We start from the raw sequence: 25,637 nt of genomic DNA, 5'->3' as shown, positions 1-25,637 counted from the left end.
AGCGGATCTGTCCCGCTTAGACACGGACTGTGCAGTGCGGGAGAAGGGTTGTGTGGTGCCCGCTTCAGGTGGTTTCGAGGCCGAGATGTGGCCGGTGCACCTGGGTTGCGTGCGTCGAGAGGCAGTGGTGGGTCTCCGGGTGCGGGCAGGGCCCGAGATGGCTGTGCTGGTGACCTCAGGTGGGGTACCCGATTTACCTTCCGCAGCAAGGAGATACCTGCGGTACCGGCGGGGTCGACCGGCTGTGGTCCGGTTTCAGAGACAAAACCCGAAAAACCAAAACCCGAAAGACCAAGAACCCGAAGCACCCGGACCCAAGAACCCAGACCCCGAAACCCCCACCCGTGCAACGACCTGTAGCACCGACGGGACCAGCCCGGCGGTGGAACAGGGGCAAACGGGTGTCAGCAGGTGGGCGGGAACCTACTGTCGGTAGTGCTGTAGTTCCCGCTCGTTACGAGCCCGGATCCGCGCCAGCGCAGCAGCCTTCAGCTCGAGCGGGTGATGCAGGTGATTGACCTGCGGTACCCCCGTCGGGTTGATGTGCGCGGGCCCGATCCACCCGGTCCGCCCCGGAAACTCCGACTCCGGTCCCATGACCACCGTTTTCCACCCACCAGGCCCGTCGTGAACCTGGGCATGGCAGTGATCGCACGCGAGGGTGAGGTTGTCGATATCGGTGCGCCCACCGTTGCTCCACTCGGTGATGTGATGCACCGCGCACATCGTCGCCGGGGCATCACACCCAGGCCGCGTGCAGCCCTTCTCCGACGCGATGAGCGCCAATCGTTGTGCGGCACTGGCCAACCGGGGAACCCGCCCGGTCCCGAAGGACCGCGGCCCGAACACCAACCACGCAGGCCGAGTACCGTCACCGAGGCTGCCCGCCCCAGAGTTGACCTCGGTGCCCGAGGAGTGGGAGGAGCGGGAGCCGTCCTCACTGCCGCACGAGCGCAGGTCGTGGCCGGAACCGCCTGCACGCGAACCGTACTCGGGGCTGGAGGGCCAAGCACTGTCGCCGAGGCTCACCGCCCCGGAACCCTCCTTGGTACCCGAGGAGTGGGAGTCGTGCTCGAGGGTAGCCGGACGGGAGTCGTCCTCACTACCGCACGAGCGCAACTCAGGGCCGGAACCGGCTGCCCGTGAACCGCACTCAAGTTTGGCAGGCCGAGCACCCTCGCCGGGGCTCGCCGCACAGGAGTCATCATCGGTGCCGGACGAGTGGTGGTCGCGGCCGGAACTGCCTGTCCGCGCACCGTTCTCGGCGCTGCTCAAGCGCGTACCGGCACCACAGCTTCCCGACGAGCCAGACGCATGGTCGGGACCGGCCGCACCCGGAACACCCGGGTCGCCGGTAGGCCGGGCACGGTGCCCGAGATCAGCCGACCCGCACCCACGATCGGCACCACCTGCCTGCGAACCGGTCTCGAGGCCGGCCGGGTGAGCACCGGGATCGAGGCCCGCCGAACCGGACACGGACTCGATACCCGAGGAGCTGCGGGTGCGATCCAGGTTCACCGAGCGGGTACCGCGACCCAGATACAGCGGCAACCCCACCGGGTTCAGCACCGCCAGATACTTGTTCGACTTCGACGCCAACTCCAAAGCCTCCGGGATCGACACGATCCCACCCGACGCGGTCGTCGCCACACCGGCGTCGGCTTCCAGATCCGTCACGCTCATCGTCACGATCACCGACACCGGCAGACCACGATGCCTACCCAACTTGGCCGGGCCACCGAACTCCGGACGCAAGAACGCCAGCAGCGCATCATGATTACGCTGCGCCGGGGTACGGGTATCACGCTCGACACACGCCGCCATCGCCTTGGCATCGAGCTTGTGCTCGGACACCCACGGGCTGTCAGGGTCCTTCGGATTGCACATGCCCGGGCGGGCCAGCTTCGCGAACACCGGTTCGAGGACAGAGCGGAGTTTGCGGTTGATCTCCCCGTTCCACGGGGACATCCCGTCCGCACGCTCGGCACCCAGGGTGAGACCGCGCATGCGTTCACGATCGGCATCGGAACTCAACGTGCCGTCCGGATCCAAACCCGCGAGCAACACTTCACCCATCACCGGAAGACCCTCCGGGTACCCGGTGGGCGCGAACTCGGTCAGTTGCAGTTCGGTGGCTTCACGCACATCCATGTCGAGACTGCCGGGCAACCGGTTCATCACCGTCATGATCCGCCGCACATGATCGACACCGATCACACCCGCCCGATGCGCCTGGGCCACATGCGCCAACGTCGGTTCCAACTCCACACCCGACACGATCCGGGGACCGGTCTCCACCGCGATGCTGACCCGGGACGCAGCGTCGGCGCGGGAGATACCCAAGGTTTGACGCAGGAACACCTTCGGGGACGCCACCCCACCGCGCTGGGCCAGGCCACGGCTGGTGGTTTCCACGACGAAACGGGTCTGCACGGCCTCGAGTTTGCGTTTACACGTTTCCACTTCCCGCATCACCGCGATGAATTCGTCATCGTGCAACGGAACCAGGGACGCGTTCAGGAGGTGATCGACCGCTACCGACAGTGCGTGCGCACTGTCGGTGTCGACGGTTTCTCCCCCTGGATTCATACCACTATTCTACCGCCGTGATACGGGCACGGAAAGGTGAATTGTGGTGTGATATAAGGATATTCAGACTGGCGGACCGACCAGCCTCTTTCACGGATTTGTTCTTTGTCGTTTTCCTTTCTTCTTGTCCAGGCGTCTTTGTCTTTTCGCCCTTTGTTCGTTGTTCTCTTCCGGCGCCTACTCCGCCCCAGGAGCATGCCCAGCGGTCAATTCCAAGGTGTCTATGTCGGCGAGAACCTTTTGATGCCAGTCGATCTCGGATTGCAGGCGCATTCGGGCGTGGTCGACTATGAGGTCGTCTGCGCGAGTTCGATTGGGGGACTGGCGGTCTGGGTGGTGTTCGATTCGAGAGGCTCTTGTCTGGAGGGCGGCCAGGCGGTCTTCGAAGTAGCCACGGAGGAGAGTGCGGTCGAGGTCTGCGCTGACTACCAGGGCCAGATCTACTGGGTCGGGGCGGATGTCTACTTCGGTGAAGGCTTCGTCTCGGAGGGCGCGTAGTTCACGAAGACCCTCTTCGGTGATTTCGTAGACGGTCCGGGCGGGGAGGGCGCCGTCCTGCTCGGTGCGGAGGGGGCGGATGAGGCCTTCGGCTTCCATGCGGTGCAGGGCGCTGTAGAGGGAGCCCGGTTTCACTCGGGACCACAGGTCGGCGCGGTCCAGACGGGCATCGCGGCGGAGCTGATGGCCGTGCATCGCACCACGTTTCGCCAAAGCCGCTAGTACGAACAGCCGGGTCTCGTTCACTTCGCCAGTCTGACATGACTACTCAAATTTGAGTACCCTCGCGGCATGGCTGTTCGACCGATCCTCATCGCAGGTGATCCCCGGCTGACCACGCCGGCCCTTCCCGTCACCGCTTTCGACAGTGAGCTCGCCGGCTTCGTGGACGACCTGTTCGACACCAATACCGCCGCGCACGGGGCTGGGCTTGCGGCCAACCAGGTGGGCGATCCGCGGGCGGTGTTCGTGTACGACCTGATCGACTTCGGAGTCCGGCACCGGGGTCACGTCGTCAATCCGGTGTTGGAGACCTCGGCGATTCCGGAGGTGATGCCGGATCCGGAGGATGATCTCGAAGGGTGTTTGTCGGTTCCGGGTGAGTGGTTTCCCACCGGACGGGCGGAGTGGGCGCGGGTGACCGGCGTCGACGTTGCGGGGCGGCCTGTCGGCGTCGAGGCTCGCGGCTACCTCGCGCGCTGCTTTCAGCATGAGATCGACCACCTTTCCGGACACCTCTACCTGCAACGACTCATCGGCCGGAACATGCGGGCCGCCCGGAAGACGGTGAAGAATCGGGGGTGGACGGAGGCCGGTAAAAGCTGGGTGCCGGGGCGGGTGTCCTGAGACCCCGCTTCTGGCGGGTGGTTGGGGTTGTGGGGGCTCGGCTAGCCTGACTCGGTGTTCATGGTCGAATTTGTTGCCGCGCGGCTCCCGAGGCGATTGCTGTCGGTGTTTGTGCGGAACGCGGAGTTGCTGAAGTTTCTCACCGTCGGCGGCATCGCGTTCGTCACCACGACGGCGCTCTTCTTCGGCCTGAAGTGGACGATTCTGCACGAGAAGCCGATAACGGCGAATATCGTCGCGACGGTCATCGCGACGGTGGTGTCCTATGTGCTGAACCGGGAGTGGGCCTTCACCGCGCGCGGTGGGCGGCAGCGCAGGCATGAGGCGACGCTGTTCTTCGTGGTCGCCGGTCTCGGCGCGGGGATCACGGTCTTGCCGCTGTGGGTGTCGCGGTACGTGTTCCTGCTCTGCACCCCGCATGTGTCGCTGCTGGTGGAGAATATCGCCGATTTCATCAGCGCCACCGTGCTCGGCACCCTGCTCGCGACGGCATTCCGCTGGTGGGCCATGCGCAAGTTCGTCTTCCCGGAGACGGTCGCCACCGAGCTGGAGCAGGCCGCGCCGGTCGAGGCGCACGAATAAAGGATCTCGAAAACGGGCGCGTTGTAACCTCGCTCGCTATCTACTGAAAGACGTGAAGACACGTCGTTGGTGGATTCGGGGAGCGTCGATTCATGGTGCGTCGGACAGGGTCCGATCGCTCGCGGGCGGACGAAGGCGTGAGCTCCGGCCGGGAGTTGCGGCTGGTGTCCGGTGACGGGTACTCCGGGTGGGAAGCTCTCTATCGAGACAATGTCACCTGGGTGTATGCGCTGATGTTCGGCAAGGTCGGCAACCGGCCCGATGCCGAGGATCTGACGGCCGAGGTATTCACGGTGGCGCTCAAACCACTGCGGATCTCGGCATCCGTGCCGGAGGTGCGGGCCTATCTGCGCGCGACCGCGCGGACGGTGCTCGCGGGCTACTGGCGTACCCGCATGGGCCGCGAGATCACCACGATCGACGACGATTTCGCGGACGATCCGCCCGACGAAGTATCGGACGGCCGGGCCGAGCTGCGAGCGCGCGCGGTGCTCGAGCAGCTCTCCGGGAATTATCGGCGAATACTGGAACTGCGATTCCTGCAGGGCCTGTCGGTCAAGGATTCGGCGCAGGATCTGGGTGTCAGCGTCGCCAATGCGAAGGTGTTGCAGCACAGGGCGTTGCAGATGGCGGCCCGGCTGAACGAGGGAGGTGCGCGGTGAGCGAGCGGGAAGTGCGGCATTACGTCGAGGAGCTCCTGGCCGGACGGCGACCGCGCTCGTTCCGGCCCGATGAGAACGATGCCGAGGAGATGCGCACCGCCATCGAGTTGCAGTCGGCCCGGCTCGGCAGCGCCGCGCCCAGCCCGGACTTCCTGTCCGGATTGCAGCAGCGGCTTGCCGCTGAAATGGCTGAGCCGCAGGAGGATTCACCACCACAGCGCGGTACGACCCGCCGGCGACAGGTGCTGATCGGCACCGCCACCGCCGCGGCGGCCGCCACCGCCGGAGTCGTCGTCGATCGCATGATCACCCACCAGGCGGAGCCCGCTTCGCCTGCCGCACAATCGACCTTGACGCCCACCAACGGCTCGTGGCGGCCCATCGCGGCCAGCGCCGACCTCCCGGAGGGCGGCACCGTCTCCTTCGATGTCGGCACCCTCAACGGATTCGTGCGGCGCGCCAACGGGATTCCGGTGGCGGTCTCGGGGGTCTGCACCCATCAGGGCTGCAAACTGTGGCTGGACGCTCCGGCCGATCGACTGCGCTGCCCCTGCCATTCGACCTCCTTCTCGATCAGCGGGGCCGTGCTGTCACATCAGCTGCCCATCTCCCCCGCACCGCTCCCGCACCTGCAGGTGCGGGAAAACAACGGCGCCATCGAGGTTTTCGCGCCGACCGTGTAACCCGGGTCCCTATCTCCATGTGACCGGTCCCGCAGCAGCGGACGGACACATCCCGGATGGAGGCCCGGACCCATGAGATTTATCCGCAGCCCGCGGCGGACGGCGCTCGCCGTCGCCGCCACGGCGACAGCGCTGCTGTCGGTGAGTGCGTGCGGCAGCGGCGGTAACGCACCCGACAATGCCGCTCCCACTTTCGTTTTCGCTTCCGGCACCGATACGCCCGGCATGGTGCCGGGGGGCACCGGATCGGCCATGCCCGGCATGCCCGGAATGAGCATGCCGAGCAGTTCCGCACCGGCAACGGCGCCCGCGGACGCACCGGCCGGTCCGAATGACGTCACCATCACCAATTTCGCCTTCGCGCCGGCCACCCTGACCGTCCCGGTGGGCACCACGGTGACGTGGACCAATCACGATGAGGAGCCGCACAATATCTCCCCGGCCACCGGCGGCTTCAAATCGCCGAATATGGGCACCGGCGCGACGTACACGTTCAAGTTCACCAAGGCGGGGAGCTACGCCTACGTGTGCTCGATCCACCCGTTCATGCACGGCACCGTGGTGGTGACGGGATGAGCCCCGAGAGGGATCCGCGCGATCCGCAGGCCATGACCCGCCGCCAGCTGATGCGGCACAGCGCCTGGTTCGGCGCGGCGGTGGGATTGGCGGTCGTGGGCGGGGAGGTGGTCTCGCATATCGCGGGCACCGCCGCGGCCGCCACCGGTCGCCCGACTCTGCGATTCGCACAGGTCAGCGATAGTCACATCGGTTTCACCGGTACGGCGAACGCCAATGTCACCGACACCTTCACCGAGGCCATCGGACAGGTGAATTCGCTCGGATACACCCCCGATTTCGTCATCCACACCGGCGATCTGACCCATCTCGCCACACCGGAGCAGTTCGATCAGGTCAAACAGCTCATGGGCGGCCTGCACACACCGCACGTGTTCACCGTTCCGGGAGAACATGATTCGAGCGACGACGGCGGGCAGCGCTATCGCTCGGCGTTCGGTAAGGGCACCCGCGGCGACGGCTGGTACAGCTTCGATATCGCGGGCGTGCACGTGATCGGACTGGTCAATACGATGAATCTGCAGGCGCTGGGCCACCTCGGCCAGGATCAGCTGGACTTCGTCCGCAAGGATGTGTCCGGATTGTCCAGCGACACACCGATCATCGTGTTCAGTCACATCCCGCTGTTCGCCATGTATCCGCAATGGGGCTGGGGCACAGACGATGCCACCCAGATGCTGAGTTATCTCGCCCGTTTCGCATCGGTCACCTGCCTGAATGGCCATGTGCACCAGCTGTTCACGAAGACCGAGGGCAATGTCACCTTCTACAGCGGCACCACCACCGCCTATCCGCTGCCGGCGCCCGGCGACGGCCCGGCGCCGAAACCGGTGACGCTGCCCGCCGGAAAATTGCACGCTGCGCTGGGCATTCGTGAGGTCACCTACCAGCGCGGACAGCAGCAGCTGGCGATCAAGGACCAGCCGCTGACGTGAGGAAACACGCCGGGGGCGGGGCCGCCGCGCCGAAGCCCTGCCACCGCGCGTGCGAAGGTGCGGATTATTGCGGGTAATCTACTACGCTGAGCTGGTACAAGATGCTGTGCAGCAGTGCGGCGCACGGCGATTACAGGAGGGAGAGCCTTGCCACTCCACCGTTTTCGATCCTCCGCCGCTGTGAGCCTATTGGCGGCACTACTCATGGTGGTCACGGCATGCTCGTCGTCCTCGACGATCAGCAGCACACTCGGCAGTGTGCCGCCCGCGCCGTCGCCGATCACCATCGCGCCCGCCCAGGGTGCGGACAAGGTCGATCCGGCCGCGCCGGTCCAGGTCACCACGGCCAGCGGTGTGCTGAGCACGGTCACGCTGACCAATGACGACGGCAAGGTCATCGACGGCACCTTCACACCGGACAAGACCGCGTGGAAGCCGAACGAGCAGCTGGGCTACGGCCGCACCTACACCCTGAAAGCCCAGGGTATGGATGTGACCGGCCCCACCGGCCCGGCCACCTCGAGCTTCACCACCATCAAGCCGGGCAATCAGACCAAGGTGTATCTCAACACCACCGGCGGGGCAGCCCTCGCCGACGGCGGCACCTACGGTGTCGGCACGGTCGTGGTCGCCCACTTCGACGAGCCCATCCCGGACAAGGCCGCCGCGGAGAAGCATCTGACCGTCACCACGACCCCGCCGGTCGACGGCGCCTGGTACTGGATGGACAGCCAGAACGCACACTGGCGGCCCAAGGAGTACTACGCACCGGGCACCAAGGTGAGCGTCGCGGCGAACATCTACGGCATCGAGGTCGGTCCCGGCCTGTTCGGCCAGGAGGACAGCAAGACCTCCTTCACCATCGGGGCGTCGCACGTCTCGATCGCCGATGACAACACCCATCAGGTGCAGGTGTTCGAGAACGGCAACCTGATCCGCACCATGCCCACCTCCATGGGCCGGGGCGGCAGTGAGGTCATCGCGGGCAAGACCTTCTACTTCTGGACCCAGCCGGGCGTCTACACCGTGATGGACAAGGCCAATCCGGTGATCATGGACTCCTCCAGCTACGGCCTGCCGATCAATTCGCGGCTGGGCTACAAGGAGGCCATCTCCTGGGCCACCCGGATCAGCACCGACGGCATCTATCTGCACGAGCTGGACACCACCGTGTGGGCGCAGGGTAATACCGACACCTCACACGGCTGCCTCAACCTCAATGCCGACAATGCGCAGTGGTTCTTCAACTTCGCGCAGCCCGGTGATGTGGTCGAGGTGCGCAATACCGGTGGTCCGACGCTCGATGTCTGGCAGAACGGTGACTGGGGACTGCCATGGGATCAGTGGGTGGCGGGTAGCGCCCTGCACTAGGGCGACGCCCTTACCCCAGCGGAACTGTTGCGCGCTGCGCTCGCTCCCGGGCGGCCAATTGCGCGGTGCGCACCAGATACCAGGCGGCGACGGAGAATTCGGCGGCCACCGTGCCCCACACCAGGGTCCACACCGAGTGGGTGCCCAGGGTGATGAGCAGCGCGGTGGCCGCCACCGCCGTCCCGATGACCGCACCGATCATGATTCCCATGGTGTCCTGCCGGACCGGCAGGGTGGCCGTGGTGATGAACGATGTTGTGGCGGTGGCCAAGAGGATGAACACCTCGACCCGCAGGATCGGCACCACACCGCGGAAGTCGTCGTCGAAGATCAGATGCACGGCCAGCGGCGCGGTGATCCACACCCCGGCCACCGCGACCGCCGCGACCGCGACACAGGCTGCCAGCGCGCGCATTTCGTGCCGCCAGAAGCGGGAATCGCCGCGCTCGCGCGCGAGCCGGGGCAGCAGTGCGAGCCCGATGGGATCGAGCAGCGACTGCACCGCGCGCACCACTTTGTCACTGGAGGAATACAACCCGAGCGAGGCGGCGTCCAGGACCGAGGAGTAGACCGTCGCGGTCCCCTGCCCGTAACTGGTCACCAGCAGCCGGGAGGCCAGCACCGGCCCGCCCTTGCGCAGAATGACCGCGATCCGCACCGGCCGGGCCGGGCGACCGTACTTCCTCAGAGCGTCGCGCCAGGTCAGCGCGACCGTCACGGTGGACGAAAGCAGCAGGCACAGCAGCACTATCGAGGGATTCGGCAGTCGCGGCAGCAATACCACCAGTAATCCCAGATACACCACGCGCCCGGCGATCTGATACGACGTGGACGCGCCGAAACGCCCCTGCCCCACCAGCAGCCAATCCTCGGACATGGACAGGAACCCGCCCACGAACAGCCCGAGCAGAATCATGCGCAGATGCGGCCCGGCCCCGAAGCTCAACCCCGCGGCCAGCGCCACGGCGAGCACGCCGAGAATGCTCGCCCGCACCGCCAGATAGCTGCCGCGCAATTCATCGAGGCCCTCCTCGTCCAGCAGCGCCGCCAGGAAGGTATTGATCCCCAGATCGACCAGCAGCGAACCCAGGAAATACGAGGACATCCCGATGGCCAGCAATCCCACACCGCCGACGCCGAGCGTGCGCGCGGTGAGCGGCACCGTCACGGCCGTGACCAGGAACTGCCCGTAATTGCCCAGGCTCACGAAGCCGACATCGCGCAGCACGGACAGCAGTCCGTCCGCGGCCAGGCGTGCGCGCAATCGGTCAAGCATGACGGCCGGCGTATCGCTGTCGATCCGGCATGGCAGGTCCTCGCTCTCGCGCCCGGCACAACCGTGCCGACGAGCGAAATTGTCTCGCTGCCCAGGACCGACCGCTACCCGAAAGGTCCGGGTGGCCGAAATACGCTATGCCGCAGTCGCTTGAAGTCGGCGGGCGTGCGCCACCAGGGACATGGCATCGGGTCCGCTGATGCGGCGTTCGAGGGCATCGGCGAAGCGCTGCACCGTGAAGACCAGGGCGGCCGGACGCGTGAGCCACAGCGCCGCATGCAACAGCGGATCCACCGCCGCGGGCACACCCAGGTTCCGGCGTGCCGGGCGAGGCAGCATGGCGACCAGTTGCGGGGTGAGCACCCCGGCCAGCAGCATCGGCGCGAGCTCCGGCACATGGGTCAGAGCGAATCCGCGCACCATGGCCAGCGTGGGACGCATGACCAGATCGGCGCCGAATCCGTCGATGACGCCGTAGGTGCCGGCGATTCCGGCGTAGTACTCGGCCACTCCGCGACAGGTCGTCGGCACATCCTCGGGCCGCGCACCCATCAGGACGCCGAATTGCCTGGCCTCCCACCAGAATCGGTCACGATCACGCGGTGTGAGCCGATGCGGCGGGCGCAGACCTTCGAAGGCGAAGTTCTCGTAGACCAGCAGTGCCGCCTGCATGATCGTGACGTGTGCGAAGAGCACCAGTTCGGGCCCCTGTGCGGCATAGGGCTCGCCGGTGCCGGGAACAGTGCCGGTCATCGGCGCGTGATAGCGGCGCAGGTGTGCCGCCACCCGATCGGCGGTTGCCTTGTCGCCCAGGATGATCGGGACCGGAACGCCGACGGTGCGCTGCGCCCGCCGCACGGCCATGATCGGGCTCATGCTCCGGCTGCGGCGACCGGTGACGGCCAGCGGATCGTGATCGAGAATCACCGCCTGCAGCGGAATGTGCGGCAGTTCGAGCAGTGCGGTCACCGGTGCCAGGAAGGCGGTCACGGCCGGATGCAACAGCACCCGCCACACCTGGGATCCGGGGCCGAAGTAGCCATAATCGTGATTCTCGTCGAGCCCGGCGGGGATGGGCGCGGGACCGCGCCGCCAGATGCGGGCATTCTGATGCGCTTTGGCGCGAGCGTTCATGGCCGATCACCTCTTTGTGCTCTATATCGGCTGTGCCACAAGCGTATTGACCAGTCGGACGACTTGACAAGTCGTGTGACTTGTTCGTGGCCCGACCGGTATCGTGGGCGAGTGTCGGTCACGGCGGGAAATAGCAAACGCAGCCGGGCGCAACAGCGCGCGGACACCCGTATCGCGATCCTCGACGCCACCATCGCCAGCCTGATCGAGCACGGTCAGGCCGCCACCACCACGCGCGGAGTGGCCGAACGGGCGGGGCTGAGCCAGGGCGCGGTGCAGCACTATTTCCCCACCCGGGGCGAATTGCTCGACGCCGCGATCCGGCGGATGGCCGATCAGAGCGCCCGGGCCGTTGTCGAAACCTATTCGGAGATAACGGGAACCGATCGCGAACGGGTCGCGGAACTGGTCGACGAGCTGTGGTCATTGGCCCGGCTGGCGCCGATCAGCGTCGGCCTGGAACTGCTCGGCACCGCGCGCACCGATCCCGAAATGGCCGATACCGTGGCACATCTCGTCGAACACATCGAGACGACGATCTTCGAGGTGGCCCGCCAGGTGCTCGGCGAGCTCGCCGATCTGCCCGGCGCCCGGGACTGGCTGCGCATCACGGTCATCACCATCGCGGGGGTGCTGCTGACCTCGTCGGTGCCCGCCGCCGCGGGCCTGGTCCCGGAGTGGAGCACGGTGCGGCATCACATCATGACCAGTTTCGATACCTGGCGAGCCGAGCACCGCTCACCAGGACACGCGTAGCAATCGGGCATAGCGGGCACCGCGGTGACCCACAATGGGGCGGTCGCCCATCGAAAGGTCGCCGCACCGATGAAGACCACCCGAATCGTCCTGGCCTCCCGCCCGACCGGTATGCCGCAGCAGGAGAACTTCCGCACCGAGACGGCGGAATTGCCGCCGCTCGAACCCGGTCACGCGCTGCTGCAGACGCTGTATCTCTCCTTGGATCCGTATATGCGCGGGCGCATGAGTGACGCGCCGTCCTACGCACCGCCGGTGGCGGTCGACGAGACCATGTGCGGCGCCACGGTGTCCCGGGTGCTCGAATCCGCGGATCCGGAGTTGCATCCCGGCGATTGTGTGCTGGGTTATGCGGGCTGGCAGACACATTCCGTCGAACAGGGCCGGTACCTGCGCAAGCTCGACCCCACAGCAGCGCCTCTCACCACCGCACTGGGCGTACTCGGCATGCCCGGTTTCACCGCGTACTCCGGGCTGCTCACCATCGGCCGTCCGCAGCCGGGTGAGACCGTGGTGGTCGCCGCGGCCACCGGTCCGGTCGGTGCGACGGTCGGGCAGATCGCGAAGATCAAGGGCGCGCGGGCGGTCGGCATTGCCGGCGGACCGCAGAAGGTCGCCCTGCTGCGCGAACAATTCGGCTTCGATGCCGCCATCGATCACCGCGCGCCCGATTTCGCCGAACAGCTCGCCGCCGCGACGCCCGACGGCATCGACGTGTACTTCGAAAATGTCGGCGGCGCGGTCTTCGACGCGGTGCTCCCCCGCCTCAACAAGTTCGCGCGTATCCCGGTCTGCGGCTTGGTCGCCTCCTACAACGACACCGAGCTCCCCGCGGGCACCGATCGCATGGGTCTGCTCATGTCGCTGATCCTGCGCAAGAGCCTGACGCTGCGCGGCTTCATCCAGACCGAATTCCTCGATCAGTTCGGCGAGTTCTATCCCGCGGTCTCGGGCTGGCTGGCCGACGGGCGGCTCACCTATCTGGAGGACGTCGTCGACGGACTCGATCACACGGTGGAGGCTTTCCAGGGGCTGCTCACCGGTAAGAATCTCGGCAAGCTGGTCATCAAGGTCGCCGACTGATCGCAGCGATGCCACCCTGGGTCAGCGCACAACCGTGGAAGTCAGTGCGCGGCCGTGACAGTCAGCGCATGGCCGTGACATACGGCCGCAGACCCAGGGTGATGTCGACGCAGGCCCCGAGCAGGACATCACGTTCCACCGCATCGGGGCTGCGCTTGAGGATGATCCGGGTGCCGAGCAGCGGCACGGGCAGCGGCTGCCCGGCGTGATCCCACCAGATATAGGTGTTGTACAGCTCGTCGGCAAGGCGACCGAGCGTCCAGCCGCCGACGGTGCGCACCACATCGAGGCGGCCGAATTCCTCGCCCATGCGGTCCAGGATGCGCATGCGGAACAGCTCCGGGGTCTTCACATCGTCGGTGGGAACGAAGTGCAGCAGCGTACCCGCGGTCGAACCCACGGCCGTGGAAGTGTCCGAGCGGGTAATGGTTGCGATGGCGGTGCCGTCGGCCCGGCTCAGCACGGTCGGCGCCGAATCCTTCGATTGCACCCAGACCACCGTGCCGTCGGCATAGGTGATCGAGTGCCGGCCGGTCCCCCCGTTCTTGAATCCGAAGAGCATGGCCATCTTCCCGCCGAACCCGTCACCCGCGCCCTGCACCCCGACCGCCATCGGGTCCCCCGGCCCGGCTTGGAAGGTGATCTTCAGAGCGTTCGAGGTTTTGTGAACGACCCGACCCTCGATCATCGTCGAGCCGTTCTGCGGGGCTGACATGCGTCGATGGTAAGCCCGAAGGCCGGCGTGCAGAGCCGGTTTCGGTGCGGCACGCCTGACGACGGGCGGTCACTTACCGTCGGGGTGCCCGACCTTGGCCAGGGCGGTGGTCCAGTCGGTGGCAATGGCGACCTGCGCGTCGACGAGGCCGATCTTCTTGCCGCAGACCAGCGAGTGCAGCTGGTTCTCGACGGTGTCCTTCGGATTCGCGGTGCCCGCGCCCTGCTTGTGGCCCGGTGACGGCGGTTCCACCCACAGATTGCGGGGATCGTCCGGATCGCCGCCCAGTTCGAGCGAGATCAGGTGGTCGTACTCGGCATCGCGCGGGTCACCGGTGTAGCCGTAGGACTTGATGTTCGCGGCCTTCTCCGGACCGGTGATGTTCTCGCCCGGCCGAATTCCGCCGGTGTAGCCGGATTTGCAGATGGTGTCCGAGAGGTTCGCAGCCGTCACCTTCGGATTTGTCGCACCCGGCGTACACGTCCGGTCCGGAAGTGGCTGCCCGTCAGCGGTTTTACCGTAGTGGCAGCTTCCCGGAGCGGGCTGCTGCTGCACGGTGTACTGCACCGGCCCCGGACCGACCGGTACGGATGAGGGCACATCCTGCTTCGCGGGCCCCTGCGAAACGTTCTGCGCCACAGTATTTGCGGGGTGCGTCGAACACGCCACCGACAATCCGAGCGCGAGCAGGCCAATCATCAGCCCTTTGTATGCCTTCATGACCATCCCCTACTAGCACCGGTGAAGCACTCCAATTGTGCGCTACCCCTTGGGGACACGCTCAGCGAGTGTTTCTTCGCGACACGCGCGCAGGACGGATTCGATTGGGGCGGAAATATATTCGGCACCGCGACCCCAGCCGCTCTGAAATCTCGCGTTCGATTGTGCTTCAGCACAATAGAAGCTTCAAAATTCCATGCTATGAGCGCTATATTGTGACTCCGTTGTGCACAGCAACAATGTCGGACAGTACGATCGTCTGCCATGAGCACCCCGCACCCTCGACCCGAAGGCTTCGTCGCCCGCGCCAGCACCACACTGCTGCGACGCCTCGACGAGGTGGTCGACCGGGTGGCCGCGGAAATCGAGCGGGCGGAACCGGTTTACGGCAGCTCGCGCGGAGTCCCTCCCGAGGAACTGCGCAGCACCAATCGCGCCAATCTCGAGGCAATCCTCGGTCACCTGGCCGGGCATCCCGAAGCCGGTACCGCCACTCCGCGCAGCACGGGGCACCGGCGGGCCGAGACCGGTGTTCCGCTTCCGGCGGTATTGCGCGCCTACCGCATCGGTTCCGGTGTGGTGTGGGAGGAGTTGCTGGCCATGGCCGGTGACGATCCGAAGGCCGGGCGGGAGCTACTGGAAATCGCCTCGCTCGTATGGAAACTTGTCGACGACTACTCGCAGGCACTCACGGACGGGTATCAGGAGACGGTGGCCGAGCAGCTGCGCCGTGATGCTCGCGCACACGATGCCGCGCTCGATGCCCTGTTGAGCGGGCAGGTGGACGGAGCGCGGCTGTGGGAGTGCGCCCGCACCCTCGGACTGCCCGCCCAGGGTTCGTTCGTGGTGGTCGCGGCCACCACCGCGGCGGCCGCCACCGAGGCGCTGCCGGGCGTGGGTGAGGCCCTGTCCGTACTCGGCGTCGCCTCGGCCTGGCGGGTCCGGACCGACAGTCATATCGGAATCGTCACGCTGACAACCAGATTCACCGAAACGCGATTGCAGGCACTGCTGGCCGAGCGCAGCGTCGGGCGGGTCGGCATCAGCGCGGCCTGCGGTGCGCTGACCGAGGCGGTCACCGGGCTGCGCCAGGCCGAACTCGCCTGTGCCGCAACCCAGTCCAGGTCCAAGCAGGTCCTGCGGTACGACGAGGCGCTGATCCCGGTACTGCTGGCCGGATCACCCGAGGTCGCGGCGGCGCTCGCCCGCGCCGTACTCGGCCCGATACTCGCACTGCCCCAGCACGACCGCGAGGTGCTGCTGGACACCGTGCGCACCTGGTTCGCGCACAATGGCGAGGTATCGGCCATCGCCGCCGCACTGTTCTGCCACCGCAATACCGTGCGATTCCGGCTCAATCGCGTGGCCGAACTGACCGGGCGGCGGCTCACGGAACCGCGTGCCGCCACCGAGATGTACCTCGCCCTGGAAACCCAGCGCATCCAGGGCGACGGCTCCGGGGACCACTGAGCTCCGGGGACCGCTGACTCGGGGAACTACCCCACGGCCGCCTGCCTGCGGGTGAAGGTGCCGTGAAAGCCCCAGGGGATGTGGTGCTCGAGCCATGCGGTGGCCAGCGGTCCGCGCTCCAGATCACGGGCGTCGAGAACGACCAGCTGCGAACGGTTCTCGGCGAGTGCGTGATTGAGGAACAGCAGCCAGCCGTCATCCTCACCGGCCTCCTTCGTCCGGGGCACGAAGAGGGGCTCGCCGACAGCGCTGAGCCCGAAATCGCAGTCGGTGGTGACGCCGGTGCGATGGTCGACCTTCATGATCGAGTTCAGCAGGCCGGTGGCGTTCGAGCCCATGGCGGCGAGATAGCTGTAGCGGTGTGCACGGGTGCCGCGTCGCCAGTCGAACTGCGGGAATTCGCAGCTGGTTCCGGTCAGCTCGCGTTCGATCACGGTGCCGCCCTTGGTGATCCGGTACTGCATAAGTCGCGAGGAGGGGAAGCGCGGCGCCTCCGGCGAGTTGACAGCACTGGTCAAGCGCCGGAATTCCCGCCATTCGGTATCGAAGCGGACCAGCTCGATGACCACATCGTCACCGTCGTCATAGGCATTGGTGAGGTGCACGTGCAGTAGCGCCTCGTGTTCGACAATGCGCGGTTTGCCGCCGTTCTTCGGCACGAGCACGAAGCGGGTGCCCTTGGACCGCTTGAAATCGAGGGAATCGATGAAGCTGTGGGTGGCGAGGGTGATCTTCCGCAGATCCGGCAGCAGCGGGTCCAGCACGAACACCAGATACCGCTGCGTGAGCGCGAAGTCGTGGTTCCAGGGCAGATCCAGCATGGGGATGGTGGCCAGGGTGTGCAGCTTTCCCCCGCGGTCGACCCGATACGTGCGAATGCGCGGGGTGGGCAGCAGATCCAGGCCGAAGTTGTACATATCGCCGGTGTCCGGATCCCACTTCGGATGCGCGGAGAACGCGCCCAGGAAGCCGAGCTTGCCGTCGAAGTCGAAGCGCCCCAGGGTTTCCAGGGTGTCCGGATCGATGCGGTGGGGATTGCCCATCTCCCAGAGCGCCAGCAATCCGCCCGCGTAGTTCACGATATTGGTATTGGCGACGTTCTCGGCCATCCGGCCCATATTGGCGAGCGGGCCGCCCGGAATCTGGTCTCCCACACCGCGATAGCGAATCCGGTCCGAGCGCTGCCCGTGCTCGAAGTGCCGGGTGCGCACATAGCGATTGCGGTAGTGCACCGAATCACCGTCCAGCACCAGCTGCGACACCATGCCGTCACCGTCGAAGATGCTGTGCAGCAGTGTCTTTCCGACTTGGAACTTACCCGGGCCGATGCGATAGAGGGTGCCGGTCAGCTCTTTGGGCAGTGCGCCGTCGATCTGCGTCACGCGGTAGTCGAGTTCGTCCGGCAGCGGGTCGTAGGCCCGCCGGTACAGGTCGGTGGTGGAAGCCGACAGCTCATCGGTGGCCATGATTCTCCCTTGAATCCGCATTCTGACGACAGGCGTCGTCCAATTGTTACGGTGTTCTAGGATTGCTGTCAATGACAAGGCCGGGAGTGGTTCGCAGCTATGGCGGCGTGAGCGCCGAGGACAGGCGCGCCGAACGCCGCACCCGGCTGCTCACGGTCGGGCGGCAGCTGTGGGGCGAATCGGGCACGGCGGCGGTGACCGTGCGCGGGGTGTGCAAGGCGGCCGGGCTCACCGATCGCTACTTCTACGAGCACTTCGCCCATCGCGACGAACTGCTGGTGGCCATTGCCGATCAGCTCCGCGATCAACTGCTCACCGCCATGGTTCAGGCGGGCGTGGCCGAGGCGGGCGGCGCTGCGGAAAAGCTGCAATCGGGGTTGCAGGCCCTGCTCGATATCGTTGCCGGTGATCCGCATATCCACCGCATCGCGACCAGTGATCCGGCCGGGGTGGCGGGGCTTGCGGAGCGCCGGCACGCCATGCTCGGCATCATCGCCGATCTGGTTGTGCAGTACGCGCCGACCGCACTCGATACCGAACTCGATCCCGAATCACTGCGCCGCGCGGCGCTGTTCATCACCGGCGGGGTCAATCAGCTGATCGAGGGCTGGCTCGAGGGCAGCCTGCCGCTGTCCACCGCCGAACTGGCGGCCGAATGCGCGCGGCTGTCGGTGCGCACGCTCACCGAGTAGAACGGCGGGGCCCGAAGGACCCCGCCGTCACACCGCACACACGGATTTCAATCTCTCGTCAGGAACTCCTCGAAGGTGGGGCTCGGCAGCTTCAGCTGCGCATGAATATCGCCACCGAGTCCGAAGTGGCCGATGGCTCCGCCGTAGTTCTGCTGATAGCTCTGCCACAGCACTACAACGCTGATGATCCGATTCGCGCCGGGTAAGGCCGGATCGGGAAACGGATTCGGCAGTACGGCACGATAGGCGCCGGAACCGTCCGGATCCGTGATGAACACATTGGGCACCCCGAGCGGCCCGGGACGCGTGGGTGCGTCCGGGTCGAGGTCATTGCTGCGCAACGACATCACGGTGTAGAGCGAATCGGGAATGAGATCGGTGAATTCGAAACGGAATTCGCCTGTTCGGCCCTCCGCATCGACCGTGACCTCGACACTGCCGCGCGCCCGCAGCCACTCCCCCAGGGTCACCGGGGTGGTGAGCCTGCGGCCGTCCTCGGGGCGCAGATCCGGAATCGGCGTCTCGTGGAACGGGTAGCTCGGACGCCGCACGGTATCGGCGTCGGGCCGCTGGTCGGGCGCGAACACCATCGGATAGTTATTGGCGGGCAAGGGAAGTGGGAGCGTGTACAGCACGCTTGCCGCATCCGCCTCCGGCAATTCCTCCGGGAGTTCGCGCACGACCGTATACGGCGCCAGCGCACCGAACTTCGGCACCGGCGTCTCGGCCGAGACGATGGCCCGGCCCCAGCACCGCGCGACCGAACCGTCCGGACCGGGTTCGTTCAGCCAGCCGACAACAATGAAATCGCCTGCGGCATCGAGTACTTCGCTCGGCGGATACAGCGGACCCTGGGTGGTCGGGGTCAGCTCGTACGTCCTGGTCACCACACCGCTACCGCTTCCTGCTCCGTGAGAATCCGGCCGGGGTCACCGATCGCGGCACTCACCCTGTCGCTCAGATGAATCCAGCTCCCGGCGCTCGCCTGTTCGACCAGCACCGGATCGTCACCCCGGAAGCCCCGGTGCGTGACCGCCCGCAGGAACGGCAGATCACTGGCGTGATCGCCGTAGCCATAGGTGTTCTCGACCGAGATTCCGTGTGTGAGCAGGAATCTCACCACGGCATCGGCCTTGCCCGCACCGATCATCGGGCGTTCGATCTCGCCGGTCAGCAGACCGTTCTCATCCACCACCAGGCTGGTGGCAATGAGGTGATCCGCGCCGAGCGCCGCCGCCACGGGGGCCAGCGGCGCGGCGAACGATCCCGAGAGAAGAACCGTCACCACCCCCGAATCACGGTGGGCGCGCAGTGTTTCCACCCCGTCCGTGTAGTAGGCGGCGCCCTCGGCGGTGAAGGCCTCGAACCACCGCCTGCCCGCCGCGGCGAGCTCGTCGGCACGCACACCGCGATACGCGCGGTAATAGTGCCGATTGACCTCCTCCCGGGGCACGCCCGCGGCCGCCCGCTCCTTCACCTCCCCGCTCAGTCGCGCGTATTCGGCGCCGTCGTCACCATGCTCGGCCAGCCAGAAGCGCTGGAAGGCGAACATGCTCTTGACCGTGATGAGGGTTTCATCGACATCGAAGAAGGCCGCGGCAGCGGGGGCGCTCATGCCACCGCACCGAGGTAGGCCGCGATCGCCTTGGCCGCCTTGTGCCGTTCGATCTGCGAAATGCGCTCGTTCGGCAGGGCGGCGTAGGTGATGCGGGCGGTCGCCACGCTGCGATCGAGCTGGCGCACATCCACTTCGATGGCGAACTCCAGCTTGGCGGGATCCTCGATGGCGACCGGGGTGAGGACCGCGTGCAGGGTGGCGGGCAGCGGGAACAGGAACGACGTGAACTCCAATTCGATGCTGTTCCAGACGATGTAGAAGTGCTGCTCGGGCCAGCGCCGGCCGTACTCCAGCTCGAACGCCCCGAGGAACAGCTGCCGGACCGCCTCGACGATCACCAGGCCCTGCACGTGTTCGCCGGTCTGGTGGTCCAGCAGTAGTTCATTGTCACCGTGAATCCGCAGATCGGCCCGGAACTCGGTGTCGTTCTCCCGAATGAGGTTGGCCAGCAGCACATTCGAGTTCTGATACTTGTGCACCTGGTGTCGCGGCGCGGGCTCGGCGACCGGACCGGTCACCTGCACTCCGGCCGGAGCGTGCACGGTCGCCACATGCTCGACATAGTCCAGATCGTGGCCGGTGACGCCCTGCCCGAGATGGATGGTGAGCGGCTCCGTCGCCTCCCGCAGCCGGCCGCCGCGCAGGGCGGCGACCAGCCCGGACACCGTAAAGGCCCGGTCGTCCTCGGCAATGCCCCGGAACCGGTCGGCGACCAGCAGTATCGCGCCGGCCGTCAAGGGTTCGGCGGCAGGATGCGCCGAGGAAAGTTGGGCTACAGACATGGTTCTACCTCCGAGAGCGAGCACGCTTATGGCGGCGCTTCTGCCGCCATCCGGTCGTCACCCGGAGCACCCCGCCGTCGCTGGAGGGTTGCCGCCCAGCAAGCCGGGGCTTGACGCTGGAACTCATGACCGTGATTGAAAAACTATGTGGCGCAGTGAATTACAGACAACGATTCAAACCAGGGTGGTGAAAACCCCCGTCGCGCCGCGCGGAGGACGCCGATGGCCCCCGCCGGATACTCCGATTCAGGCTGCTGCGGCGGTCCCCCGCGCCGAGGCGTAGGCGAGCGCCGCACCCGCCAGCGACAGTCCGGCAATGGCCAGCGCCACCGCCGAATACCCGCTGTGGGCAACTAGATTCGCCAGCTGCGGACCCGCACTGGCACCGACGAAAAGCGCGAAGGTGTAGAGCGCGGTCGCCGCGCCGCGGGCCGCACCGGCCCGCGCCGCAATCGCCTGCACGGCGGCCGGAGCCGCGACGGCGATCGCCGCGACGAACACCAGCAGCCAGACCGCGACCCAGACTCCGCCGAGCGGAATCGCTGTCACCGCGGCCGCTATCCCGGCGATGCCCAGTGCGACGATCACCCGGGTGCTCGGTGTGATCACACCGAGCCGTCCGGCGAGCAATGGCACCGCGATCATGGCGGGAATCGCACTGGCCCGCAAGGCAAGTAGCGCACCATTGCTCGATCCCACACCCTGCGGCGGTGCCAGCTGAATACCGGTGTAGAGCCCGACGAACGAGCCGAGCACCGCCAGGCAGCTCGCATACAGCAGCACCAGCCGGCCCTGCCGCAGCAGGGCTGCGAAGGGCGAGAAGACGGTGCGCACCGTCTCACCGAATCCCGCCGAGGGCGCGGTGTTCTTCCTTTCGTCGGCGGCGCCCTCCAGCACGACCTGCAGGACCACGGCCGAGACCACGAATGCGAGAGCGCCCACGATGAAGATGGCATGCCATCCCCATGCATTCGCGATGAGCTGTGCCAGCACCTGCGCCACCACACCCGCCGCGAGGAACGAGCTGGTCAGGCAGGTGAGCGCAAAGATCCTGCGCTCCGGCGCAATGCGCTCCGACAGATAGGCGAAGGCGGCCGGGGCGAAGAACGAGGCGGTGAGACCCTGCAGGATGCGGGCCGCCAGCCCGGTGCCCACATCGGGCGCGAGAGCAACGATGAGCGAGCTGACCACCGTGGCGATGAGCCCGCCGACGATGACCGGCCGCCGCCCCCAGCGATCGGAGAGCGGTCCGGTCACCAGAAAGCCTGCGCCGTAGGCCAATCCGAATGCGGTGGTGGTCCAGGTCGCGGCCGATTTGGAGGTATCCCAGTCCTGCGCCAGCCGATTCAGCACCGGCAGCACCACATACAGCTGGCCGACCACCAGAATTCCCACCGCGCAGACGGCCCCGACGGTGCGCCCGGTCGGCGCCCAGACCTGCTGCTCAGTATCCGGCGGCGAGCTCACGCGCACGCTCCTGAGCTGTCGCGAACCCGGCCTGCGCATCCTCGGTCAGCACCGTGGGCGCGAACCGGATTTCCGCAATGTCCTTGATACCGACGAAGTTCAGCCAGTCCTGTACGAACGGGGTCGCGAAGTCGGAGCCGAACTCCACCGGCACGCCGGGCTGATGCACGCCGCTGGTGTAGACGGTGACCGCGCGCTTCTGAGTGAGCAGCCCGGAGTAGCCGGTCTCCGGATCGAAGGTGAATGCCCAGCCGGGCTGGGTGACGATATCGACCCACTGCTTGAAGATGTACGGGACGCCCGCATTCCAGATCGGGATATTGATGACGTACTGATCGGCCGCCGCGAAGCGGTCGAAGACCGTGCGCGCCTGCTCCCAGGCCACCAGCTGTTCCGGGGTCTGATCCCGGCCGGTGAACAGCGCGAGCTTGGCTTCGGCGGCGTGCGTGCCGAATTCGGGCAGTTCAGCCTCGAAGAGATCCAGCGTCTCGACGATCAGCTCCGGATCACGCGCGGTCAGACCCTCGATGAAGGTCTGGGCCAGCGCCCTGGATTGGCTGTGCGCGCCACGGGCCGAGGCATTGATATGCAGCAGGGTGGTCATTGAAATCCTTTCGTGGACAAGAGAGTCCAAGGAATATCAATGTGCCGCTGCGCCTCACGAGGGTTACGTGCGCGGTGATCGCAAGCCCATCCGGCGCGATGCGGCTCCTGCCCTACACCCCGGCGGGCTCGGACGCGGACGCCTCCACCCGCAATCCGCGGCGCAGCGCGTCGAGCTGATCAGCGGCGGCGCGACGGCTCACCGCGGCATCGGCGACGAGGCCGGAGCCGTGGAAAGTGCCCGGGTACAAATGCAATTCGGTCGGCACACCCGCTCGGGCCAGACGCTGGGCGTAGTCGATGCCGTCATCCCGAACCGGGTCGAACTGGCTGGTCGAAATGTAGGTCGGCGGCAGGCCGGACAGATCCGTCGCCCGCGCCACGGCCGCATACTGCGACACGTCCGCACTGCCGGGTTCGACCTCCGGACCCAGATAGTGCCGCCAGATCACCTGCAGACTGGGGCCGTCCAAATTCGGGGTGTCGTCGTATTCGATGACCGAAGGGGTCTGCAACCGATCGTCGGTGGCAGGGAAATCCAAGAGCTGGAAGCACAATTCGGGCCCATGCTGATCCCGCGCCAACAGAACGAGCCCCGCCGCAATGGCGCCACCCGCACTGTCGCCGGCCACCCCGATCCGAGTGGTATCGATCCGCAGCTCGCCCGCTTCCCGCACCGCCCACCGCAGCGCGGCATAGGAATCCTCCAGACCGGCCGGGAACGGGTGCTCGGGCGCCAGCCGGTAGTCCACCGACACCACCACAATCCCCACCTCCGCCGCGAACCGAATCATCTTGGCGTGCACCATCTCCAGGTCACCCAGCACGAACCCGCCACCGTGCACATAGAGCAGCGCAGGCAGCGCCCCCTCCCCATCCACCGGCGTATAGACCCGCACCGGCACCTCGACACCCGCATCGTCACCCCGAGCAACCAGATCTCGAATCCGCACCGAGTCCGGCACCCGCACCTGAGGTCGTCCCGCGAACAGCTCACGCATCTGAGCGCGCGCCCCCGGAACATCTCGATAATCCGCCGGCCGCAGCCGATCCACCCACGGTGCCAACTCCGGATCGAATGCGTAAGTCATGCCTGCACTCAACTCCCGATCCCCTACCCCTATTCCCCTGCCGGGCAAAGTTTGTCAGCCTCTCGGGCAACGACGATGAACGGACGGTGCCCCGATACCGGGCCGATTGCGGGAAACTCTGGAAGTCTGGGGCGATGCAAGACCTTCCCGAAAGAGCCGGGGCCGTGCAGGCGCCGGGGCGTTATCGGATATCGCAGTCCGCCGCGTTCTGGCTGCTGTCGACGGCGCTGGCGCTGCTGTTGTTCGCCTCGGCGGCGCCCTCGCCGATGTATCCGGTGTATCAGCAGATGTGGCATTACTCGCCGCTGGTTTCCACGGCGGTGTATGCGGTCAATGCGCTGGCGTTGCTGGTGACGCTGCTGTTCGCGGGATCGCTGTCCGATCATGTCGGGCGGCGGCCGGTGCTGGTGGGAGCGGTGCTGCTCGAGCTCGCCGGGACGCTGGTGTTCGCCGAAGCGCATTCGGTGTCATGGCTTTTCGCGGCGCGCATTCTGCAGGGCATTGCCACCGGGATGGCGACGGGGGCGATCAGCGCGACGCTCATCGATCTCCAACCCGCAGATTCGCGGCTGGGGGCGCTGATGACGAATGTGGCGGCGGGCGGCGGATTGGCCTTGGGCGCAATCTGTTCCGGACTGCTGGTCGCCTACGCGCCCGCACCCACGCATCTGGTGTACTGGCTGCTGGCGGCGGCATTCGTGGTGATCACCCTCGGTGTGCTGGTGATTCCGGAGACCGTGGCGCCCGATGGGCGCGCGCTGGCGTCGCTGCGGCCGAAAGTGTCGGTGCCACCGCAGGTTCGAGCCGCCTTTGTCACCATGCTTCCGTCGATCACCGCCACCTGGGCGCTGGGCGGGCTGTATCTCGCCCTGGGCAGCGCTCTCATGCGGGTGCAGTTCCATCTCTCCAGCCCGCTGGCCGGTGGGCTGGTAGTTGTTGCACTGCAGGGCACTTCGGCTGTCACCGCCCTGCTGGCCCGCGATTGGACCATCGATCAGGCGCTGCGGCGGGGTCCGCTGCTGCTGATCACGGGCGTCGCCGTGGCAATGCTGGGCGTGGCCACGCATTCGGCGGCGCTGTTCTTCGCCGCCAGCATTATCGCCGGAATCGGCTTCGGCCCGTCCTTCTCCGGGGCCCTGCGCCTGCTCACCGGTCTCTCACCCGCGGAGAATCGCGCCGAGGTCGTGACGGCGATCTATGTGGTCTCCTATCTGGCTCTGAGCGTGCCCACCGTGATCGCGGGGCTGTGCCAGACCCGGCTGGGCCTGGCCACCACCACCTACGCCTACGGCACGATCGTCATCGCGCTGGAAACCCTCGCCATGCTCGGTTCGGTGCGACATCGCAGTCCGCACACCGCACTGGCCGCAGCCACCTGCCCGGCACCGTGCCCGGGCACCGTGGCGGCCATGCCGCGCGTGGTGTCGGCCCACCCGTGAACGCTCAAGCGAGCGCGAAGGTCAGCAGCGCGACCGGTCCGCCCGGATCACGCGACCACGAGTAGCCGAACCACACGCCCGGCGTGATCTCGCGGATCTCGTCGTAGATCTGCGGGGTGGGCGAGGGCGCGTAGTTCAGCGCCCAGGTCGGGCGGCCGTCGAGAATGGCGGGCGCGCTGTACACATTCGCGGGCCAGCCCTCGATGCCGGCCGGGGTGATGCGGTTCATCAGATATCCGCCGTCCGGACCGGTGTAGAAGGTCTTGCCGATCCACACCGCGGGCGTCCAGGCCGCCATATCGAGCGGCCGGATCACCCAGCCGTTCTTCACTCCCATCGGTACCGCCCCCTGCGCGGCATCGCGGAAGATATTGTCCTGCTGGGCAGGACCACACCGAAAACGCAGTGAGTCAATTGTTGCCGCAGGGTTCCCGTCGTACAGGACGCATCCGCCGCCGTAATCGGCGTCCGCGGACGCAATGGGCGCGGTGAAGGGATTGAGTGCAAAAGCAGCGCCCAGTCCGGCGAGAGCGAGAAACCTAACCAGGGCATTTCGAATGGTTTTGCGGCGTGAATCCATCAC

26 protein-coding genes and 1 riboswitch are annotated in these 25,637 nt (G+C 66.6%); of the genes, 12 read left to right on the top strand and 14 right to left on the bottom strand.

The genetic code is table 11. From position 1 onward, the window contains the following. Positions 1-423 precede the first annotated feature (423 nt). Both OG326_RS14000 and OG326_RS13995 read right to left on the bottom strand, forming a co-directional pair. Positions 424-2,589, bottom strand: a complete 2,166-nt coding sequence (locus OG326_RS14000) for a DUF222 domain-containing protein (protein ID WP_327145059.1) — start codon at positions 2,587-2,589, stop codon at positions 424-426. A gap of 177 nt (positions 2,590-2,766) precedes the next feature. Then, positions 2,767-3,333: a PadR family transcriptional regulator gene (locus tag OG326_RS13995; protein WP_327145058.1), complete on the bottom strand. Its 567-nt coding sequence runs from the start codon at positions 3,331-3,333 to the stop codon at positions 2,767-2,769. Positions 3,334-3,378: 45 nt separating this feature from the next. Here OG326_RS13995 and OG326_RS13990 point away from each other — a divergent pair, with 45 nt between their 5' ends. From OG326_RS13990 to OG326_RS13960, 7 genes are all read left to right on the top strand, one after another. Then, positions 3,379-3,933 (top strand): peptide deformylase, encoded by a 555-nt coding sequence (locus OG326_RS13990; protein ID WP_327145057.1) that lies wholly within the window; start codon positions 3,379-3,381, stop codon positions 3,931-3,933. 60 nt (positions 3,934-3,993) lie between these two features. Next, positions 3,994-4,515, top strand: a complete 522-nt coding sequence (locus OG326_RS13985; RefSeq protein ID WP_327146483.1) for a GtrA family protein — start codon at positions 3,994-3,996, stop codon at positions 4,513-4,515. A gap of 92 nt (positions 4,516-4,607) precedes the next feature. Then, positions 4,608-5,177: an RNA polymerase sigma factor gene (locus OG326_RS13980; protein ID WP_327145056.1), complete on the top strand. Its 570-nt coding sequence runs from the start codon at positions 4,608-4,610 to the stop codon at positions 5,175-5,177. Next, positions 5,174-5,860 (top strand): Rieske (2Fe-2S) protein, encoded by a 687-nt coding sequence (locus OG326_RS13975; RefSeq protein WP_327145055.1) that lies wholly within the window; start codon positions 5,174-5,176, stop codon positions 5,858-5,860. Before OG326_RS13980 ends, OG326_RS13975 begins: the two co-directional genes overlap by 4 nt. A 72-nt stretch (positions 5,861-5,932) precedes the next feature. Further along, positions 5,933-6,436 carry a cupredoxin domain-containing protein gene (locus OG326_RS13970; protein WP_327145054.1) on the top strand — a complete coding sequence of 168 codons (504 nt, stop codon included), beginning with the start codon at positions 5,933-5,935 and terminating at the stop codon, positions 6,434-6,436. After that, positions 6,433-7,371, top strand: a complete 939-nt coding sequence (locus OG326_RS13965) for a metallophosphoesterase family protein (RefSeq protein WP_327145053.1) — start codon at positions 6,433-6,435, stop codon at positions 7,369-7,371. Before OG326_RS13970 ends, OG326_RS13965 begins: the two co-directional genes overlap by 4 nt. Before the next feature lie 204 nt (positions 7,372-7,575). Beyond that, on the top strand, positions 7,576-8,742 hold the full coding sequence (locus OG326_RS13960; RefSeq protein ID WP_327146482.1) for a L,D-transpeptidase: 1,167 nt from the start codon (positions 7,576-7,578) through the stop codon (positions 8,740-8,742). A gap of 10 nt (positions 8,743-8,752) precedes the next feature. On the opposite strand, the gene OG326_RS13955 is transcribed toward OG326_RS13960, so the two are convergent. Both OG326_RS13955 and OG326_RS13950 read right to left on the bottom strand, forming a co-directional pair. Beyond that, positions 8,753-10,018 (bottom strand): lipopolysaccharide biosynthesis protein, encoded by a 1,266-nt coding sequence (locus tag OG326_RS13955; protein WP_327145052.1) that lies wholly within the window; start codon positions 10,016-10,018, stop codon positions 8,753-8,755. A 135-nt stretch (positions 10,019-10,153) separates the two neighbouring features. Then, positions 10,154-11,152: an oxygenase MpaB family protein gene (locus tag OG326_RS13950; RefSeq protein ID WP_327145051.1), complete on the bottom strand. Its 999-nt coding sequence runs from the start codon at positions 11,150-11,152 to the stop codon at positions 10,154-10,156. A gap of 111 nt (positions 11,153-11,263) precedes the next feature. Between OG326_RS13950 and OG326_RS13945 the strand changes: the two genes are divergently transcribed. Together OG326_RS13945 and OG326_RS13940 are read left to right on the top strand one after the other, a co-directional pair. Next, the gene (locus tag OG326_RS13945; protein ID WP_327145050.1) at positions 11,264-11,908 is read left to right on the top strand and encodes a TetR/AcrR family transcriptional regulator; all 645 of its coding nucleotides are present in this window, start codon (positions 11,264-11,266) and stop codon (positions 11,906-11,908) included. 69 nt (positions 11,909-11,977) lie between these two features. After that, positions 11,978-12,991 carry an NADP-dependent oxidoreductase gene (locus OG326_RS13940; RefSeq protein ID WP_327145049.1) on the top strand — a complete coding sequence of 338 codons (1,014 nt, stop codon included), beginning with the start codon at positions 11,978-11,980 and terminating at the stop codon, positions 12,989-12,991. Between the two features lie 61 nt (positions 12,992-13,052). Here OG326_RS13940 and OG326_RS13935 read toward each other — a convergent pair whose 3' ends face one another. Beyond that, the gene (locus OG326_RS13935; protein ID WP_327145048.1) at positions 13,053-13,706 is read right to left on the bottom strand and encodes a hypothetical protein; all 654 of its coding nucleotides are present in this window, start codon (positions 13,704-13,706) and stop codon (positions 13,053-13,055) included. Between the two features lie 69 nt (positions 13,707-13,775). Further along, a complete protein-coding gene (locus OG326_RS13930) occupies positions 13,776-14,426 on the bottom strand; it encodes a hypothetical protein (RefSeq protein ID WP_327145047.1) in 651 nt (216 codons plus the stop codon). A 264-nt stretch (positions 14,427-14,690) separates the two neighbouring features. Here OG326_RS13930 and OG326_RS13925 point away from each other — a divergent pair, with 264 nt between their 5' ends. After that, positions 14,691-15,896: a PucR family transcriptional regulator gene (locus OG326_RS13925; RefSeq protein ID WP_327145046.1), complete on the top strand. Its 1,206-nt coding sequence runs from the start codon at positions 14,691-14,693 to the stop codon at positions 15,894-15,896. Positions 15,897-15,922: 26 nt separating this feature from the next. Here the strand turns inward: OG326_RS13925 and OG326_RS13920 are convergent, their stop codons facing one another. Continuing rightward, entirely contained in the window at positions 15,923-17,362 is a 1,440-nt protein-coding gene (locus OG326_RS13920; protein WP_327145045.1) for a carotenoid oxygenase family protein, read from the bottom strand. 71 nt (positions 17,363-17,433) lie between these two features. Between OG326_RS13920 and OG326_RS13915 the strand changes: the two genes are divergently transcribed. Then, positions 17,434-18,054, top strand: a complete 621-nt coding sequence (locus tag OG326_RS13915) for a TetR/AcrR family transcriptional regulator (RefSeq protein ID WP_327145044.1) — start codon at positions 17,434-17,436, stop codon at positions 18,052-18,054. Positions 18,055-18,101: 47 nt separating this feature from the next. Here the strand turns inward: OG326_RS13915 and OG326_RS13910 are convergent, their stop codons facing one another. The 6 genes from OG326_RS13910 to OG326_RS13885 form a co-directional block, all read right to left on the bottom strand. Beyond that, positions 18,102-18,941: a hypothetical protein gene (locus tag OG326_RS13910; RefSeq protein ID WP_327145043.1), complete on the bottom strand. Its 840-nt coding sequence runs from the start codon at positions 18,939-18,941 to the stop codon at positions 18,102-18,104. Beyond that, positions 18,938-19,669 (bottom strand): HAD family hydrolase, encoded by a 732-nt coding sequence (locus OG326_RS13905; protein WP_327145042.1) that lies wholly within the window; start codon positions 19,667-19,669, stop codon positions 18,938-18,940. Before OG326_RS13905 ends, OG326_RS13910 begins: the two co-directional genes overlap by 4 nt. Continuing rightward, positions 19,666-20,454, bottom strand: a complete 789-nt coding sequence (locus OG326_RS13900; RefSeq protein WP_327145041.1) for an AfsA-related hotdog domain-containing protein — start codon at positions 20,452-20,454, stop codon at positions 19,666-19,668. The genes OG326_RS13905 and OG326_RS13900 overlap by 4 nt, the downstream gene beginning before the upstream one ends. A gap of 17 nt (positions 20,455-20,471) precedes the next feature. Next, a riboswitch (SAM riboswitch) is annotated at positions 20,472-20,585 on the bottom strand. Between the two features lie 115 nt (positions 20,586-20,700). Further along, positions 20,701-21,921: an MFS transporter gene (locus OG326_RS13895; protein ID WP_327145040.1), complete on the bottom strand. Its 1,221-nt coding sequence runs from the start codon at positions 21,919-21,921 to the stop codon at positions 20,701-20,703. Beyond that, a complete protein-coding gene (locus tag OG326_RS13890; protein WP_327145039.1) occupies positions 21,899-22,525 on the bottom strand; it encodes an FMN-dependent NADH-azoreductase in 627 nt (208 codons plus the stop codon). The genes OG326_RS13895 and OG326_RS13890 overlap by 23 nt, the downstream gene beginning before the upstream one ends. Positions 22,526-22,637: 112 nt before the next feature. After that, positions 22,638-23,615: an alpha/beta hydrolase gene (locus OG326_RS13885; RefSeq protein WP_327145038.1), complete on the bottom strand. Its 978-nt coding sequence runs from the start codon at positions 23,613-23,615 to the stop codon at positions 22,638-22,640. A gap of 134 nt (positions 23,616-23,749) precedes the next feature. On the opposite strand from OG326_RS13885, the gene OG326_RS13880 reads away from it, so the two are divergent. After that, positions 23,750-25,054 carry an MFS transporter gene (locus OG326_RS13880; protein WP_327145037.1) on the top strand — a complete coding sequence of 435 codons (1,305 nt, stop codon included), beginning with the start codon at positions 23,750-23,752 and terminating at the stop codon, positions 25,052-25,054. 4 nt (positions 25,055-25,058) lie between these two features. On the opposite strand, the gene OG326_RS13875 is transcribed toward OG326_RS13880, so the two are convergent. Then, positions 25,059-25,634: a hypothetical protein gene (locus tag OG326_RS13875; RefSeq protein WP_327145036.1), complete on the bottom strand. Its 576-nt coding sequence runs from the start codon at positions 25,632-25,634 to the stop codon at positions 25,059-25,061. Positions 25,635-25,637: the final 3 nt, after the last annotated feature.

Source organism: Nocardia sp. NBC_01327 (assembly GCF_035958815.1).
In the GTDB taxonomy this organism is placed as follows: domain Bacteria; phylum Actinomycetota; class Actinomycetes; order Mycobacteriales; family Mycobacteriaceae; genus Nocardia.
The sequence above is the reverse complement of the archived record's forward strand: the minus strand, read 5'-3'. Positions and strand labels throughout refer to the sequence as shown.